We start from the raw sequence: 18,109 nt of genomic DNA on the forward strand, positions 1-18,109 counted from the left end.
CGTGCTATGGAGTCACCTTTATGCTTACTGCTCAGGATCGTGCCATCGTCAAATCCACCGTACCGCTGCTGGAAAGCGGCGGTGAGGCCTTAATCACCCATTTCTACCGGATGATGCTGTCGGAGTACCCCGAGGTACGCCCGTTGTTCAATCAGGCCAATCAGGCCAGCGGTGATCAGCCCCGCGCCTTGGCCACCGGGGTGCTGATGTACGCCCGCCACATCGATCAGCTCGACCAATTGGGTGATCTGGTCGCCAGGATCATCAACAAACACGTGGCACTGCAAATCCTGCCCGAGCATTACCCGATTGTCGGTAAGTGCCTGTTGCGTGCGATCGAAGAAGTGCTGGGCAGTGACATCGCGACCCCTGAAGTATTGGCGGCGTGGGGCGCTGCTTACGGGCAACTGGCCGATATCCTGATCGGCGCCGAAGCGGCCATTTACGATGCCAAGGCCGCTGCGCCGGGCGGCTGGCGGGGCGGTCGCGCGTTCAAGCTGGCTGCCAGGATCGATGAAAGCGCCGAGATCACCTCCTTTTACTTCCGGCCGGTTGACCAGCAGCCGATCCTCGAATTTGAGCCGGGTCAGTACATTGGTATCAAACTGGACATCGACGGTGTCGAAGCCCGTCGCAACTACTCGTTATCGGCGCTGGCGCAGGTGGGTCGTTATCGCATCAGCGTCAAGCGCGAGGTGGGCGGGGTGGTGTCCAATTACCTGCATGACCGTTTGCAAGTGGGCGACGTCGTGGAGTTGTTCCCGCCAGCGGGTGAGTTCACATTGACCGACAGTGAAAAACCGCTGGTGCTGATCAGCGGCGGCGTAGGCATTACGCCGACCTTGCCGATGCTGGAAAGGGCGTTGACCACGCAGCGGCCCATCCATTTCATCCACTGCGCGCGTAACGCTCAGGTGCACGCATTCCGCGGCTGGGTGGATGAGCTGGCCGAGCAATACCCGCAATTGCAGCGTTTTTACTGCTATGCCGAACATGACGGGCAGGGACCGGGCGCCGATCACGTGGGCCTGTTGAACGCCGAACTGCTGGAAAAATGGTTGCCGGCCGATCGTGATGTCGATGCTTACTTCCTCGGGCCCAAGGGCTTCATGAGCGCTATCAAGCGTCAGCTCAAGGCGTTGGGTGTGCCTGAAAAGCAAAGCCGCTACGAGTTTTTCGGCCCGGCTGCTGCGCTGGAATAAACCGTTACTGGCCGAGCCCATAAACGGCCAACGCGCCCCGTAGTGATCGTCTGTTGACCTCGCGCCTAGCGTGATGAGGGGCAGGCGATGGCTGCGGGTTTTTTTGTTAATCGCGCTTTAATCCCGCCCGTTGTTAATCCTCTTCCTGCAGTTGCCCTGCATCCATGCTGTAGGTCTGGGTGTAAACTGCGCGCTTTGTGACGGCCGGACGGCCCTTGGACAATCAGGCAAAAGGAAACACGATGACGGACGACATGATGCGACTGGGGCGCGAAAAGCGCTTTCTGGTCTTGCTGGGGCTGATTTGCCTCGCCCTCATTGGTGGTGCGCTGTATATGCAGGTCGTGCTCGGTGAGGCGCCTTGCCCGCTGTGCATCCTGCAACGTTATGCGTTACTGCTGATCGCAATTTTTGCCTTCATTGGCGCGGCCATGCGCACCCGGCGCAGCATGACGGTGTTTGAGGGGTTGGTGGTATTAAGCGCCATTGGCGGGATCGTCGCGGCGGGGCGCCACGTGTACATCCTGGCTAACCCTGCGGTCAGTTGCGGTCTGGATACCCTGCAACCGATTGTGGACGGCTTGCCTTTGGCTGCCGTCTTCCCGCTGGGTTTTCAGGTTGATGGTTTCTGTTCGACGCCGTATCCGCCTGTGCTGGGCCTGTCGCTGGCGCAGTGGGCGCTGGTGGCTTTCGTTCTGACGGCCGTGCTGGTGCCGCTGGGCATTTACCGCAATCGCAGCAAACCTGCCTGAAACCCTAAATCAGGTTGCAGCCGCCTCGTTCTTGTGCGCAAGGGCGAGGCTTTTTTTCGTCCATGAAAAAGGTGAAGAGGGTGTGATCCGCCGCAGTGAAGGGGTGCGCAGCACTGCGACATATTGTCACGGAGAAATTGTCACAGGGGATGTTTTCATTTCACAATACGCGGCTGAAACGTCTCACTGGTTTCACCACCCATGAGGCGTTTTGACGCTGTAGCAGGGCTTGAAAAGGTCCATGCAAGGCGCCATCAAAAACGCTGCAAGCCTTTTTGTTTGGGCGTTTTGGCCCGATGGGGAATGAGTTTTCGTGCGCTAAAAAGGGGCGGATTCAGCTAAGGGGGAAGGGCGTGCTACAGGCGCGTCAGGGAGGGGCTTCAAACGCGGCGCGTAATAATAGTGGGGGATTGTTACCACAGCCGAGAATAATTATTTCGGGATGAGACATGGTTTATAGAGAGCTACCTAACTACAATCGCCCGCACTGAACGTCCAGCCTGCTCATCCCTGAGCCCAAGCGGGAAGTTGAAGGTCGCCTGGGTGGTTGTTACAGGCTTCCCATGCGACTCCCAAGGTACTGGCAACCCTTCTAAGTTCCGCACCAAATGGAATTGGTCTGACAAGGCCTTTGACCCAGTATCGAATAAGAAATCACTGCTAACCCAGGATTTGCCCAGTCGCTTCACCGCGATGAAGCAGGCCCTTATTCAATCCGGAAAATTGCCAACCCTTGGCAGGGTGAAGTGTTGGCGGAAAAAACCAACTGCATTGTGCAAGCTGTTTTAGAGGTCGTGAGATGACTAAAAAAAGGTACCCCAGACTCTTTGGCTTATTGCCACTTTTCGGCATGTTGTTGCTGGGAGGCTGCAATATGACGTTGCTCGATCCGGTGGGGCAGATCGGCGTCGATGAAAAGAATCTGATCATCACTGCTACATTGCTGATGCTCTTGGTCGTGGTGCCGGTCATCTTGATGACCCTTGTTTTCGCGTGGAAATACCGCGCGTCGAACAAGAACGCCACCTACGCACCAAAATGGTCTCACTCCACCAAGATCGAAGTTGTGATCTGGACTGTGCCAATCCTGATCATCATCGCGCTGGGTGTGATCACGTATAAGTCGACCCACGCGCTGGACCCGTATCGTCCGATTGAGTCTGACGTCAAGCCTGTGACCATCGAAGTGGTGGCCATGGACTGGAAGTGGCTGTTCATCTACCCGGAACAGGGTATCGCCACCGTCAACAAGATCGTGTTCCCGGCCAACACACCGGTTAATTTCCGTATCACGTCCGACACGGTCATGAACTCGTTCTTCATTCCAGGCCTGGGCGGTCAGATCTACGCCATGGCCGGTATGCAGACCAAGCTGCATTTGATTGCTAACAAGAACGCCGAGCTCGATGGCATTTCTGCCAACTACAGCGGTGCGGGCTTCACTGGCATGAAATTCAAAGCAATCGCGACTTCCCAGGCTGAGTTCGATGCGTGGGTAAGTGAAGTCAAAGCGTCACCTAAACAGCTTGATACAGCTGAATACGAAGCCTTGACCAAGCCAAGTCAGAACAATCCCGTTGAGCTCTACTCCTCGGTCAAACCGAACCTGTTCCAGACCATCATCGACAAGTATGAAGGCATGAAACCAGGCAAGCCGGTGCAGCACGAGAAGAAAGAAGTGGCCGGGACCGAAGGTTTGGACACCAGTTCGCATTCAGCTGCCGGGGCAGAGGAGTAAACGATGTTTGGTAAATTAAGTCTGGACGCCATACCGTTCCACGAGCCGATAGTGATGGTTACCGTCGCTATGATTCTGCTCGGTGGTCTGGCGTTGGTTGCAGCACTCACGTACTACAAAAAGTGGACCTACCTGTGGACCGAATGGCTAACGTCAGTCGACCACAAGAAAATTGGCGTGATGTACATCATCGTTGCCATGATCATGCTGCTGCGTGGCTTTGCCGACGCCGTCATGATGCGTACCCAACTGGCCATGGCCACTGAAGGTTCGCCTGGCTACTTGCCACCTGAACACTATGACCAGATCTTCACCGCTCACGGTGTGATCATGATCATCTTCATGGCGATGCCATTCTTCACCGGCCTGATGAACCTTGCAGTGCCGCTGCAGATCGGCGCACGTGACGTTGCCTATCCGTTCCTGAACTCCCTGAGCTTCTGGCTCCTGGTGTCGGGCGTGGTATTGGTCAACCTGTCGCTGGGCGTCGGCGAGTTCGCCAAGACCGGCTGGGTTGCGTATCCGCCGTTGTCAGGTCTGGCGTACAGTCCGGGCGTGGGTGTGGACTACTACATCTGGGCACTGCAGCTATCGGGGTTAGGTACGACGTTAACCGGGGTTAACTTCCTGGCCACCGTGCTGAAAATGCGTACCCCTGGCATGAAGATCATGGACATGCCGATCTTCACCTGGACCTGCACCTGGGCAAACGTTCTGATCGTGGCTTCGTTCCCGATCCTGACCGCTACCCTGGCGCTGCTGACACTTGACCGTTACTTGGATTTCCACATTTTCACCAACGAACTTGGTGGCAATCCAATGATGTACGTCAACCTGTTCTGGGCGTGGGGTCACCCTGAGGTTTATATCCTCATTCTGCCGGCGTTCGGGATCTTCTCTGAAGTCATCTCGACCTTCACTGGCAAGCGTCTGTTCGGTCACCACTCGATGGTCTACGCCAGTGGCGCGATCTCGATCCTGGGCTTCATGGTTTGGCTGCACCACTTCTTCACCATGGGTTCGGGTGCCAGCGTCAACGCCTTCTTCGGTCTGGCGACGATGCTGATTTCCATCCCGACGGGTGTGAAGCTATTTAACTGGCTATTCACCATCTACCGCGGCCGTCTGCAGTTCACCAGCCAGGTGATGTGGACACTGGGCTTCATGGTGACCTTCGCCATCGGCGGTATGACAGGCGTATTGCTGGCCATCCCGGGTGCTGACTTCGTACTGCACAACAGCCTGTTCGTGATTGCTCACTTCCATAACGTGATCATCGGCGGTGCGGTATTCGGTTACATCGCAGGTTTCAGCTTCTACTTCCCTAAAGCGTTCGGCTTCAAACTGAACGAGAAGTGGGGCAAGGCAGCGTTCTGGTTCTGGATCACCGGCTTCTTCGTTGCGTTCATGCCGCTCTATGCACTGGGCTTCATGGGCATGACCCGTCGTCTGAACGCCACCACCAACCCTGAGTGGGTGCCTTACCTGTACGTGGCGTGCGTCGGTGCTGCACTGATCGCCGTGGGTATTGCGTGCCAGCTGATCCAGCTGTACGTCAGCATCCGTGACCGCAACAAGCCAGAGAACGCCTGCGAATTCGGCGATCCATGGAATGGCCACACCCTGGAATGGTCGACCTCGTCGCCACCTCCTTTCTACAACTTTGCTGTATTGCCAAAAGCCGACGGTATCGATCCGTTCACCGAAGCCAAGGAAAACGGTACGGCGTACCAGGCTCCGGCCAAGTACGAACCGATCCACATGCCAAACAACACCGCGACCGGTGTGGTGATGGGCGCACTGCTGACCGTATTCGGTTTCGCAATGATCTGGCACATCTGGTGGTTGGCGATCGTCAGCCTGGTTGGCACCGTGGCGTACTTCGCGATCCACGCGGCCCGTGATGACCAAGGCTACATGGTGCCGGTGGAAACCATCGAGCGCATCGAAGCCGAGCAGCACAAGCGTCTGGTAGCCGCTGGCAAGATTCCGGCTACCCGTGTTGAAACCAAGTTGGAACAGGCATAAACCATGTCGAACTTAGCGACTCATGCTGGACAGGCCCATGGTCACGACCATGGGCACGATGACCACCACCACGACTCGGGCGAGACAACCGTATTTGGTTTCTGGCTCTACCTGATGACCGACTGCATCTTGTTTGCGTCGATCTTCGCGGTATACGCGGTATTGGTTAACAACGTAGCGGGTGGCCCATCGGGCCACGACATCTTCGAACTGCCGTACGTGCTGGGTGAAACCGCACTGCTGCTGGTCAGCTCGATCACCTATGGCTTCGCCATGCTGGCGCTGTTCAAGGGCAAGAAAAGTCAGGTGCTGTTCTGGTTGGCCCTGACCTTCCTGTGCGGTGCAGGCTTCATCGCCATGGAAATCAACGAGTTCCACCTGTTGATCTCCGAAGGCTTTGGGCCTAGCCGTTCCGGCTTCCTGTCCGGGTTCTTCACCCTGGTCGGTACCCACGGTCTGCACGTGACCAGCGGTCTGATCTGGATGGCGATCATGATGTATCAGGTCCAGAAAAAGGGCCTGACGGCGACCAACAAGACGCGTCTGAGCTGCCTGAGCCTGTTCTGGCACTTCCTGGACGTGGTGTGGATCTGCGTATTCACCGTTGTTTACCTGATGGGGACTCTGTAAATGGCTAACGCACATTCTGAAGGCGCGAACCACGGCAGCGTGAAGTCCTACGTAATCGGCTTCATCTTGTCGGTGATCCTGACCGTCATTCCGTTCGGGCTGGTGATGTACCCAACCCTGCCGAAAATGACCACGCTGGCGATCGTGCTGTTGTTCGCCGTGATTCAAGTGGTCGTTCACCTGGTGTATTTCCTGCACCTGGACCGTTCGCCTGCACAACGCAATAACGTCGCCGCGCTGGTGTTCTCGGCGCTGGTTATTGTGCTGTTGGTCGGCCTGTCCCTGTGGATCATGTTCAGCATCCACACTGTAATGATGGCGAAGTGAGGTAAGCCCGATGTCCTTTAAGCACTTTATCCAAATCACCAAACCGGGGATCATTTTCGGTAACGTGCTTTCTGTGGCAGGCGGGTTCTTCCTGGCCTCGAAGGGGCATTTCGATCTTGCCCTGTTCCTGGCCGCGGTGATCGGCACCTCCCTGGTGGTTGCGTCCGGTTGCGTGTTCAACAACTGCATCGACCGTGACATCGACATCAAGATGGACCGCACCAAGAACCGCGTACTGGTGCAAGGCCTGATCTCCCTCAAGGTGGCGTTGGTATACGCCACCTTGCTCGGGGTCGCCGGTCTTGTACTGCTGTACCGCGTGGCCAACCCGCTGGCAGCGTTGTTTGCCGCGATTGGTTTCGTGATTTACGTCGGTTTGTACAGCCTGTACTTCAAGCGCAAGTCGGTTCACGGCACCTTGATTGGCAGTCTGTCGGGTGCGATGCCGCCTGTTATCGGCTACGTGGCTGTGAGCAACAGCTTCGACCTGGCCGCGCTGACATTGCTGGTGATGTTCAGCCTGTGGCAGATGCCGCATTCCTACGCCATCGCGATCTTCCGCTTCAATGACTACCTGGCTGCATCGATTCCGGTGTTGCCTGTGAAGCGCGGGATCAAGGTCGCCAAGAAGCACATCCTGCTCTACATCCTCGCGTTCCTGATCGCGACCCTGATGCTCACCCTCGGCGGTTACGCCGGCATGAGCTACATGGCCGTGGCAGCCGCGATGGGCATGTACTGGCTGTACATGGCGTGGACGGGCTACAAAGCCGTCGACGACAAGGTCTGGGCACGCAAGCTGTTCGTGTTCTCGATCTTCACCATCACCGCGCTGAGCGTCATGATGTCCCTGGATTTCAAAGTGCCGACGGAGTTGTTACTGACTTACGCGCACTAAGCATCCCGGATAAAAAAATCCCCGCCCTTCGAAAGAAGCGCGGGGATTTTTTTTGCAGTCTGTCTTCACAGGCCGGGTTGCTCAACCCGCCTCAGAGGCTAAATCGAGCCACCATGGTATTGAGGTCAATGGCCAGGCGTGACAGGTCGTTACTGGCCAGGTTGGTCTGAGTGGCGCCGCTGGCGGACTGTACGGACAGGTCGTTGATGTTGATCAGGTTGCGATCCACTTCCCGCGCAACTTGAGCCTGCTCTTCGGCGGCGCTGGCTATCACCAGGTTGCGCTCGTTGATTTCGATGACGGCCCCGTTGATGGTTTCCAGGGACAGTCCCGCACCCCGGGCGATGTTGAGCGTCGACTCGGCGCGCTCGGTGCATTGGCGCATCGAGTTGACCGCGTGCTCAGTGCCTCCCTGAATGCTGTTAATCATGTGCTCGATTTCGCTGGTCGATTGCTGCGTGCGATGAGCCAGCGCCCGAACTTCATCGGCCACCACGGCAAAACCGCGACCCGCTTCGCCCGCGCGCGCCGCTTCAATCGCGGCGTTGAGGGCCAGCAGGTTGGTTTGGTCGGCCAGGCCGCGAATCACGTCCAGCACCTTGCCGATGTCTTGCGACTCCTTGGCCAGCTCCCCGATCAGATTGGCTGTGCTTTGCACGTCATTGCCCATGCTTTCAATGGCGGTAACCGTTTCTTGCACCAGATCACGGCCATCGCCCGCCGAGTCGGCTGCACTTTTAGACGCTTCAGAGGTACTGACCGCATTGTGTGCCACTTCCTCCACTGCGCTGGTCATTTCGGTCACGGCGGTCGCAGCCTGCTGAATCTCATTGTTTTGTTGCGTGAGGCCGCGGGCGCTTTCGTCGGTCACGCTGTTGAGCTCTTCGGCCGCACAGGCCAGTTGCGTGGCAGACCCTGAAATGTGCAGCAGCGTGTCACGCAGGGTGCTTTGCATGCTCTGCATGGCGAGTAACAGGCGAGCCGCTTCGTCGCGGCCTTCCACGGTGATCGGGCGTGTCAGGTTACCTTTGGCAATCTCTTGCGCCGCTTCCAACGCCTGCCCGATCGGGTGGGTGATGCTGTGGGTCAACCGCCAGGCGCAGAGGACGGTCAGCCCGGTCGCGAGCAACAACAGCGCGATGGTGAAGTTGAATGTGGTGTCGTAGTCGTCAGTGCTTTGGCGATAAGCACGGGCACTTTGCGCGGAGTTGATGTCCAGCATCGATTCGATCGCGGCGCTGATATTGCGCGAAACCACGCTCAAGGGACCGGCCTGCAGGCGCTTCAATTCGTCCTGTTGATCGTTGCGCGCCAACTGGATCAGCTGTGCTTCGAGGGTTCGGTACTGCGCTTGCTCGCGGCTCAGTTGTTCATAACTGGCGCGCTCTTGCGGGCTGCTGATCAGCGGCAGATAGTCAGCCATTGCTTTGCGGGTGCGGTCTTCCAGCGATTGCAGCTCAGTGAATACACGGGTTTTAGCGTCGGGATCAGGCTCGTCGCGCAGCTGATAGCTCAGTACGCGCTGGCGCTGGTTGAAGTAACTGAAGTCGCTGAGACCAACTAGGCTGGGCATATCGCTGGTGGCAATGTTCTGGCCGACTTGATGGATTTTGCTCATTTGCGTGAGGGCGTAAATCCCCAAAATCAGCATCAGGGTGCCAATCAGGGAAAACCCCAGCAATGCGCGTGGGGCAATATTCATGTTACGTAAATTCATCAGTGATCCTAAACATCAAAGGCAGCCTGCAAGCGGGCTTGCAGGTAAGACAGCGGCGCGAAAATACTCGCACCAAAGAGTGATAGCGGAATGCTATCGCCCGCCTGTCCGGTAACTTGATCTCAGGGTCAAAGTAATTTGTGAAAAAGTGTGCGCCAGCCCGTGGTCGTTCTCGCCAGCCGCGGCGCTCGCTGCTTACTGGGTTTGGTTAGATCAGCCATGCGAAAAGGGGGGGCAAACGCCTGCATGGCGCTCAAGACTGTCTTCACACCCCCGGACGCGGTCGCGGATGCCTGAACATGACAATTGCTGAACCTGGAGTGACGGTTTTTTAACGGCGTGATGCGACCTCGTGGCCACAATCATCCCCTTTTGGCCTGCCTGCCCCTGTGAACCTGCAAGGTCCGCGGCAAGAATCAAAACAGCATCGCCGCCAAGCATACGGTCTCAACAGCTTTCGCGAGTGACTGCCGTGCACAGCACATAACAATGATCGCTCTCACGCCATTTGGGGAAACACGTGATGAATGCACTGAAATGCGTACTGAATGCTACCGTCTGCGGGCTGGCATTAATGGCTGGCTCCGCACAGGCAGATGAGCGTGAGCTGCGGGTGTACAACTGGGCGGACTACATCCTGCCTTCCGTGCCCAAGGACTTTGCCAAGCAAACAGGCATCAAGGTGACGTGGGACACCTTCGACACCAACGAATCGCTGGAAGCCAAATTGCTGACAGGTCATTCGGGCTACGACCTCGTGGTGCCGTCGAACCAGTTCCTCGACACCCAGATCAAGGCCGGCGTGTTTCAAAAACTGGACCGCAGCAAATTGCCGAACTGGCAGCATCAAGACCCAGAATTACTCAAGTTGTTGGATCAAAACGACCCCGGTAATCAGTACGCCATTCCCTACATGTACGGGACGGTGCTGATTGGTTTCAACCCGGCCAAGGTCAAGGCGGCGCTGGGCGACGACGCACCTGTAGACAGCTGGGATTTAGTGTTCAAGCCCGAGAACATGGAGAAGCTCAAATCCTGTGGCGTCGTCATGCTCGACTCCGCATCGGAAATCCTGCCATTGGCCCTGCATTATCTCGGGCTGGACCCCAACAGTCAGAATCCGGCGGACTATGAAAAAGCCAAAGCCTTGATGATGAAAATCCGTCCTTACGTGACTTACTTCAACTCCGCCAAATACATGACAGACATCGCGAACGGCGATATTTGCGTGGCGATTGGCTACTCAGGCAGCTTCTATCAATTTGGTAACCGGGCCAAGGAGGCGGGCAATGGAGTGGTGGTCGATTGGCGCTTGCCGAAAGAGGGCGCGCCGATCTGGTTTGACACCTTCGCCATCCCCAAAAGCGCCAAGAATGTCGACGAAGCCCACGCGTTTCTGAATACCTTGCTGGACCCTAACGTCATCGCCCCGATCAGTGATTTCCTCGGTTACCCCAATGCCAACAAAGACGCCCTCGCGCTGATCAACCAAGACATCACCGGCAACCCCAACCTCACGCCCACCCCGCAAGCCCTGAAAACCCTCTACGTGGTGCAACCGTTGCCGCAAAAGCTGGAGCGGGTACGCACACGCGTCTGGACCAGTATTAAGTCGGACAAGTGACGAGGGGCATGTTTCAAGTCATCCATTAGAACTGGCGAAAAAGTGCTGGGCTGGGGTCAGTTGATTGCACGAACCAGTCGGGTGAGAGCTCGACTGGGTGTGCTCACTTTCAAAGGGAGTTCAAGGTGTAGATGCCACTGTGGATTTAAGTCTCTTCACCACGCCGTAGGTTTGATACGCCCCCGTTCTTCAAAGATCTACCCAGTCGTAAGAAAAATAAATTGTCACAAAATTTATATTGGCCAAACGAATAGTAAGTAAGTCGGGGTGGCATCTTTTTGAATTCTTCGGTGTATCGCTATTCGATACTAGTCGACTGGGGTAAACGATTCAGCCTTCGACGGATTTCCCTGGGGGGGAGATTGAGGCAGTCGGATTTTCGCTTTGTACAGTAGGGGAAATGCTTTGAGTGAGGGGGGATGTGTCTATTTTGTTCGTGCGCAGGTAGTAGCTTAGTGATATTATTTTGTCACTAAAAATTAATATTTCCGGCATTGTAGCTGCGAAGAATACTGAATTATGGATGTTGAAAGTATGATGAGTAATTATGTAAAGCACTATGCGCTGCCGGTTTTGCTAGCGTTAGTCATTGGTGTTTGCATACCACTTTATGCAGTTTATTTGGCTGGAAGTGACGTCAACTTAAATGCGTTTAGTTTTATAGAAGTTGTTTTAATTGTGTGGGGGGTTGGGGCTTTATTTTTAGTGTTGATGGCAGTCGTACTTGGCGCTTTGAAGTTGAGGTGGTTGTCTGATTTAGTGATGTACTACGTTTTGTTCTGGGTGATTATTGCCGGTTTTATTTTTCCGCTGGTTGAGCGTGCGGGAATGGTTGAACTGGATAAATTACCTACCCATACCTTGAATCTTGTCATTGTTAGCCTAAGTGCGCTGGTGATGACGGTATTGACGTTTACACGTCTGAAGTCGGCCGTGCAGTTGTTTGCAGTCGTTCTGACTGTCGGGTCTGTAGGCGCTGCCATGCCAACGTTTTACGACATGATGACGCGACCGGATGCTGATCAGTCCGTTGAACGTTTCTTGACGCTTTCAAATAAAAGTAACGTGCTGGTCTTAAGCTTTGATGGGCTTGCAGGCAATGTAGCTGCGCGCGTACTGGAGGCTGATCCCGAACTGAAAAAAGTGTTTGGGGATTTTGTTTTCTTCAATAATGCTGTTTCCACTGCGCCTGCAACGGTTGCTTCCCTTCGGTCAGAAGTATTGGGGAATATAGATTTTCGAGCCTTGTCGGAAAATTCGAAAGAGGTCGATAAGAAATTAAAGGACAATGTAAATTCGATTCAGCGCGAAATTAACGCACAGTCTGACGTGATGACATACGGCGTCTATGGTGATTTTAATCCTGACGTCAATGCCAGAGTCGCCCCCGGCGCTCTGGCTAAACGTTTGCAAGGACAGCAGTTGTCCAATGCCTTTGATATCTACACCTATGCTGCGGCGCGTGTAGGCACGGGATACCTTTCAGGTATTGTTGGGGATGGTGTGGCAAACCTGAAAAAAACATTACTTGGCAAATATAACCTTGAGCGAATGACGGAGCACAAGGGGGCGTCCTGGGATGCCGAAGGTACGTTGCAGGTTGATGATTTAATTGAATTGACGCATAAGCTCAAAACTGGCGAATCACCTCGCGTTGTGCGTTATATGCATTTCTTACATACCCATTTCCCAGTTGATTTTGACGAGACCTGTCAATACAGAAGCGACGATGCGCAGTGGTTTGCTGCGAATCAAAACTTGCAGGGCCTGTTGAACGAAACCCGTTGCTCACTTCAGCAGGCCGCAGGTGTAATTGAAAAACTAAAAGCATTAGGCGTGTACGATAAAACGTTGCTGGTGTTAAAGAGTGATCATGGTGCTGTCGCACATTACTTCGAAGAAGCACCAGATAGTTACACGATCAATGGTCATTCTCTGTGGGGTTATAATCGCTACCGCCCATTGCTGATGGTGAAGGCTGAGTCAGTCAATAATGAAGCCATGAGTGTTAATAATGACCCCGTCAGCCTAAGTGACTTGGCCAAGACATTGTGCTTGAAGTCGCAGACACCTTCCGCTGAGTGTGATCGTTATCCTGGCCTTGATCTGTTGGGTGACCGAGATGTGAAAACAGACCCATATCTTTATATTGATGTAGTTAAAGACGCTAAATCCTCCTACACCTTCGATGAGCAAAAAACGGCGAAGCTCTTGCGCGAGGCCGATATTGTGAGTGCATTCAAAAAGAGTGGTGAAGTGGTATTTGGTGGGCCAGGTGCACTGTACGAACAACGGTTGGATGATTTGGGGCAGCTTAATGCAGCACTGGCCCGTTATTATGAAGTGAACGGTGCGTATCCAAAGAGTGATCAGTGGGACGGCATCTATTCCAGTTGGGGACGCTCTGCGCCGGACTGGATCCGTGGACTTGCCCCGACGTACATCCCGAAGTTGATTCAGGATCCTACGAATACGGATTCACCGACGTTGCAATATCTCTATAGCTCAAATGGGGTCGACTACAAGCTGATTGCCCACGGTGATATCAAATCCTGTCAATTAGCCGCAGCGAGCGCTCCGCAACGAGTGGATCCGGCCAGAAACTGCTGGGCATTCGGTTACTGGAGCGCAGGTGCTGTGAACTGGTAAGCAAAATCCGTGGTTCAGTTTTGCCCATTAAATACGTTTATTGAAAAAGGTCAGGTCGGTCCCATGCAGTCAGCAGTAATTATCCTCGGCGCAGGAAAGCCTTATCAGGGTGACGAACACGCAGCTCTACGCAATGCGTCAGGGCATGCGCGGGTGCTCGACTGGCTGTTGCGGGCGGTTGAGCCTTTAAAGGCAGCTGTTCATTTTGTGGGCGGATACAAAGTCGAATCGATCCAGCAAGGCTACCCGGGCTTGAAATACTGGATCAATGCTGATTGGGAGACGTCCGGCGCAGCGTACTCTTTGCTGGAAGTTGATGTTGAGGCCGAGGAAAAATGCCTCGTCTTTTATTCCGATATTTTGATCCGAAAAAGCCTGGTTCAAGAACTACGTCGGTGTGAGGCAGATATCACCGTTGCGGTCGATAGCCATTGGCGCACGCGATATGCCGGGCGTACTCGGATGGACATAGAACGCTGTGAAAAAACATGCCTTCATGGGCAGACGGTGATGCGTCTGGGCACAGATATCCCTCCGGACCTGGCGTCAGCAGAGTTTGTGGGATGTGTTCAGTTTGGCCGGCAGGCGCTTCAGTATCTGCACGAGTCTAAGGTGGATCTACGCCAACATCTGCGATCCGGCAACCTCTCCGACCTCATAGAAGCCATGCGTCTTTCAGGTTTTTCTGTTCAATCGGTTGACGTTCACGGACAGTGGGCAGAGCTGAACGAGCCACAGGATCTTGCGCACTTTGTACTGGGGACTAAAGCGCAAACGTTGAGAAGATTGCGACGGATGGTCAAATGCAGTCGCATTGAAGATCAAGTCAGTTTTACGGTCGATCAGTGGCTTCAAAACAAGTCTGTCGTGTTATCGGCTATCGAGTCGCAATTCACCTCGCAACGTTTGGTCATCCGAAGCAGCGCGTTGTCTGAAGATGGTTTTGCCAATTCGAACGCAGGCGCTTACTCAAGCCTGCTGAATATTGAAGGGGCAAATCTGCAAGCGCTGTCTAATGCCATTGAACATGTCATTGCGTCCTACACCGATACCAATCCTGAAAATCAGGTGTTGGTTCAACCCATGCTTGAAAATGTCACCGCGAGCGGTGTGGTTTTTACTCGAAGCCTGAGCGACGGGGCGCCGTATTACGTTATCAATTATGACGATGTTAGCGGCAGCACTGAATCGATAACCAGCGGTAGTAGCCAAGAGCATAAAACTCTCGTGGTTCGGCGCGATGCTTGTTCATCAAGTGCCAACATCCCGGTGCGGGTACGCGACTTGCTGCCTGCCTTGCGCGAGATAGAGTCGTTGCTTAATTACGACTCACTGGATGTTGAGTTTGCAATTACACCCCAGGGTGGACTGCATATTCTGCAAGTCAGGCCCATCGCGGTTGAGCACTCGGTTCATGATGGTGGCGACGAACAGATCTTCGCCCTGCTCAATGAGGCTGAGGAGCGTTTCATCAAGCTGCAGCAGCCTTCGCCTTTTGTAGTGGGCCGCAAGGCTCTGTTTGGGGTGATGCCCGACTGGAACCCCGCTGAAATTATTGGGACCAAGCCCGGCGCTTTGGCGACAAGTCTTTATAAACATTTGATCATGGACGATACATGGGCGGCCCAACGTGCTGAATATGGTTACCGGGATGTGCGCCCTCAACCTTTGTTGGTGAGTTTTGCGGGCCATCCTTATGTGGATATCCGCGCCAGTTTTAACTCATTCGTGCCCGCAGCGCTGAATGAATCTCTGGCTGAGCGTCTCGTTGATTTTTATCTGAGCTGGTTAGAGTCCAACCCCCACCTGCATGACAAAGTTGAGTTCGATGTTGTCCCGACTTGCTTTGCACTCGACTTCGATCATTGGCGCATTCGATTGATTGAACAGGGTGGATTTTCTGAGAGCGAAGTTGACCAGTTGCGTGACTCGCTTCGAGAAATCAGCGCCCAGGCATTGAAACGTAACGATCAGGACTATGCACATATCGCCAAGCTTGAGCTGCGTTTTGAGCAGATCAGGCAGCAGGCCTTGCCGCCTCTGGATAAAGTCTGGATGTTATTGCACGACTGCCGGTTGCATGGAACCCTGCCTTTTGCACATTTGGCGCGCAGTGCGTTTGTAGCAATTACGCTTTTGCGCTCAGCCGTGAATGCCAGGATTTTGAGCGAAGCCGAGCTTAACGATTTCCTGAATTCGATCCGCACGGTTAGTCATCAGCTGTCTGATGATGCACAAGCCTGTGCGTCCGGCACGCTGTCGTGGGATATGTTTGTTCAGCAATACGGTCATTTGCGACCCGGTACTTACGATATAAATTCATTGAGTTATCGTGCTGACGCAGAGCGTTATCTGCGCCCGATTGTGAATAACAGCACGCCTCATACCAGTTTGGATCACGCATCGGGTCAACTATGGAATGGTGCCCGGCAACGATTCTGTGATGCTTTGGTCAGCGAGGGACTCAACTGTACGGTCGAAGAATTAGAGCGCTTTTTAAGGCAAGCCATTGAAGGGCGAGAGTCAGCGAAGTTCGCCTTTAGTCGGAATTTGTCGTTGGCGCTCGATGAGCTTGCAGAGTGGGGTAATACGTTAGGTGTGCCACGTGAAGCATTGGCTCACGTCGAGCTGGATGCGATTTTGTCATTGCGCAGTGGTGTTCTCGATGACGTGGAAACGGAGAAGTGGTTATCGCAACTTGCTCGGGAGGGATTGAGCCGCTACATGCAGATAAAGTCGATCGAACTGCCGCCTTTGTTGTGCAAAGTAGAGGATTTCAAGGTGTTCTTGTACCCTTCGACACAGCCAAACTTTGTGGGCAGTGGTCGGGTGCAAGGCAGCTGTGTTGATTTGAGCCTCGAGCGCGATGAGTTGAATCTGGAAGGGAAAATTGCGCTGATTCCTCAGGCAGATCCGGGATACGACTGGCTATTTAGCCGGAAAATCGCAGGTTTGATCACTATGTATGGAGGGGCTAACTCTCATATGGCGATTCGTGCCGCTGAATTTGGTTTACCGGCTGCACTGGGGGTTGGGGAGGCCTTGTTTCGTAAACTTGCGTCCGCGAAAGAACTCGACCTCAACGCGGGTAATCGCACTATCAGGGTTATCCATTGAAACGCATAGCCATTACTCAGCGCGTTGAGCAGGTCGCAGGTTATTGTGAACGCCGCGACTGTTTGGACCAAGCCTGGACGACGTTATTTGAATGCTTGGGGATGGATCTGATTCCTGTGCCCAATACATTGCAACGCCCGGCTGATTGGTTGTCGCGACAGGGTATTGAGGGTGTTTTGTTGAGCGGAGGCAATGATCTTGCGCATTTGGCAGGCGCACAGCGCTCGGCACCTGAACGAGACAAAACTGAATTTGAAGTGCTCAACTGGGCGCGGATCAACACTCTGCCTGTGCTGGGTGTGTGCCGAGGCATGCAAATGCTCAATCATTACTTGGGCGGCGATTTGCTACCCGTTTCTGGTCATGCAGGCTGTACGCACTCGGTACGAAAATTTGACTCCGCAAGGTGTTCTGTTTTTGACGAGTACCAAAGCGTCAATAGTTTTCATAACTGGGGGATTGAGCCGCAATCACTTGCCGCAGATTGCACGGCAGAGGTCGTTGCTCACGATGGAACGGTAGAAGCTTTTTCCCATAAGGTTTTGCCGTGGATTGGTATCATGTGGCACCCCGAGAGGGCGTCTGAAAATGCACGCCTGGATGCACAACTTATTCGTCAGCTTTACTTAAACCAAGGACAGATTTGATGCGTGTGATCATTTTAGCCGCCGGTCAGGGGACTCGTTTGCGGCCCTATACGGATGATCGTCCAAAATGCATGGTTGAATTGCATGGACGCCCGATGCTGCACCGTCAACTTGATGTATTACGTGCCTGTGGTCTTAACGACATTGCGCTTGTCGGTGGTTACTGCGCCGAAGGATTAAAAGCAGAGGGGGTTCATCTGTACCGCAACCCCAGATTTGCAGAGACCAACATGGTATCGACTCTGTTCTGTGCAGAAGAGTGGATGCAGGACGGTCAGGATTTATTGATCGCTTATGGCGATATCATTTACGAAGAGCGCGTATTGCAAGCGTTGTTGGCTGTGGAAACTCCGCTCGCGGTGTCGATTGACACGGAGTGGCGTCGTTTTTGGTCCATCCGTATGGACGATCCACTGTCCGATGCTGAAACGCTGAAACTTGACTCTGAAGATCATATTGTTGAGCTAGGTAAAAAACCCAAAAGCTACGATGAAATTCAAGGTCAATACATGGGGTTGATCAAGGTCCGAGGGGATTGTGTTCGTGCGTTTCGTGAGTTCTGGAACGCGCTGGATCGTGATGTGCTTCGTGATGGAAAAAATTTCGACAACATGTACATGACGACTTTTCTGCAAGAACTCATCAACGCTGGATGGCTGGCCAAGGCGGCTTACACTGAGAACGGCTGGTTGGAAGTCGACACAGTCGAAGACCTTGATCAGTATCACCACATGATTAGCACAGGTGAGCTGGATTCATTTATCCAGCTAAAGCACTGAA

Annotated in this window: 13 protein-coding genes and 1 pseudogene; 12 read left to right on the forward strand and 2 right to left on the reverse strand. The window is 54.0% G+C overall.

The window, feature by feature from the left end:
* Positions 1–20 precede the first annotated feature (20 nt).
* The 7 genes from hmpA to cyoE all read left to right on the forward strand — a co-directional run bounded on the left by hmpA (position 21) and on the right by cyoE (position 7,575).
* Positions 21–1,202 (forward strand): NO-inducible flavohemoprotein, encoded by a 1,182-nt coding sequence (gene hmpA / locus IF654_RS04995; protein WP_047273803.1) that lies wholly within the window; start codon positions 21–23, stop codon positions 1,200–1,202.
* Positions 1,203–1,444: 242 nt separating this feature from the next.
* On the forward strand, positions 1,445–1,954 hold the full coding sequence (locus IF654_RS05000) for a disulfide bond formation protein B (RefSeq protein ID WP_047273805.1): 510 nt from the start codon (positions 1,445–1,447) through the stop codon (positions 1,952–1,954).
* A gap of 799 nt (positions 1,955–2,753) precedes the next feature.
* On the forward strand, positions 2,754–3,692 hold the full coding sequence (cyoA, locus tag IF654_RS05005) for a ubiquinol oxidase subunit II (protein WP_047273807.1): 939 nt from the start codon (positions 2,754–2,756) through the stop codon (positions 3,690–3,692).
* A 3-nt stretch (positions 3,693–3,695) separates the two neighbouring features.
* Positions 3,696–5,720: a cytochrome o ubiquinol oxidase subunit I gene (cyoB, locus tag IF654_RS05010; RefSeq protein WP_047278870.1), complete on the forward strand. Its 2,025-nt coding sequence runs from the start codon at positions 3,696–3,698 to the stop codon at positions 5,718–5,720.
* Positions 5,721–5,723: 3 nt separating this feature from the next.
* Positions 5,724–6,350: a cytochrome o ubiquinol oxidase subunit III gene (locus tag IF654_RS05015; protein WP_047273809.1), complete on the forward strand. Its 627-nt coding sequence runs from the start codon at positions 5,724–5,726 to the stop codon at positions 6,348–6,350.
* Positions 6,351–6,677, forward strand: coding sequence for a cytochrome o ubiquinol oxidase subunit IV (gene cyoD / locus IF654_RS05020; RefSeq protein ID WP_047273810.1), 327 nt, complete (start codon positions 6,351–6,353; stop codon positions 6,675–6,677).
* Between the two features lie 10 nt (positions 6,678–6,687).
* Positions 6,688–7,575, forward strand: a complete 888-nt coding sequence (gene cyoE / locus IF654_RS05025; RefSeq protein ID WP_047273811.1) for a heme o synthase — start codon at positions 6,688–6,690, stop codon at positions 7,573–7,575.
* Positions 7,576–7,666: 91 nt separating this feature from the next.
* Here the strand turns inward: cyoE and IF654_RS05030 are convergent, their stop codons facing one another.
* Both IF654_RS05030 and IF654_RS23230 read right to left on the reverse strand, forming a co-directional pair.
* Positions 7,667–8,797 (reverse strand): methyl-accepting chemotaxis protein, encoded by a 1,131-nt coding sequence (locus IF654_RS05030; protein ID WP_418889556.1) that lies wholly within the window; start codon positions 8,795–8,797, stop codon positions 7,667–7,669.
* Between the two features lie 6 nt (positions 8,798–8,803).
* Positions 8,804–9,226 (reverse strand): annotated as a pseudogene (locus IF654_RS23230) (MCP four helix bundle domain-containing protein); the annotation flags it as partial.
* A 589-nt stretch (positions 9,227–9,815) separates the two neighbouring features.
* On the opposite strand from IF654_RS23230, the gene IF654_RS05035 reads away from it, so the two are divergent.
* The 5 genes from IF654_RS05035 (at position 9,816) to IF654_RS05055 (ending at position 18,108) form a co-directional block, all read left to right on the forward strand.
* On the forward strand, positions 9,816–10,916 hold the full coding sequence (locus IF654_RS05035) for a polyamine ABC transporter substrate-binding protein (RefSeq protein ID WP_094987407.1): 1,101 nt from the start codon (positions 9,816–9,818) through the stop codon (positions 10,914–10,916).
* Positions 10,917–11,435: 519 nt separating this feature from the next.
* Entirely contained in the window at positions 11,436–13,565 is a 2,130-nt protein-coding gene (locus IF654_RS05040; protein WP_080960305.1) for a sulfatase-like hydrolase/transferase, read from the forward strand.
* A gap of 63 nt (positions 13,566–13,628) precedes the next feature.
* The gene (locus tag IF654_RS05045; protein WP_047273815.1) at positions 13,629–16,682 is read left to right on the forward strand and encodes a PEP/pyruvate-binding domain-containing protein; all 3,054 of its coding nucleotides are present in this window, start codon (positions 13,629–13,631) and stop codon (positions 16,680–16,682) included.
* Positions 16,679–17,329, forward strand: coding sequence for a gamma-glutamyl-gamma-aminobutyrate hydrolase family protein (locus tag IF654_RS05050; RefSeq protein WP_094987406.1), 651 nt, complete (start codon positions 16,679–16,681; stop codon positions 17,327–17,329). Before IF654_RS05045 ends, IF654_RS05050 begins: the two co-directional genes overlap by 4 nt.
* The gene (locus IF654_RS05055) at positions 17,329–18,108 is read left to right on the forward strand and encodes a phosphocholine cytidylyltransferase family protein (RefSeq protein ID WP_094987405.1); all 780 of its coding nucleotides are present in this window, start codon (positions 17,329–17,331) and stop codon (positions 18,106–18,108) included. Before IF654_RS05050 ends, IF654_RS05055 begins: the two co-directional genes overlap by 1 nt.
* The last annotated feature ends 1 nt before the right edge of the window (position 18,109 follow it).

Source organism: Pseudomonas lundensis (genome assembly GCF_015377145.2).
GTDB lineage: Bacteria > Pseudomonadota > Gammaproteobacteria > Pseudomonadales > Pseudomonadaceae > Aquipseudomonas > Aquipseudomonas lundensis.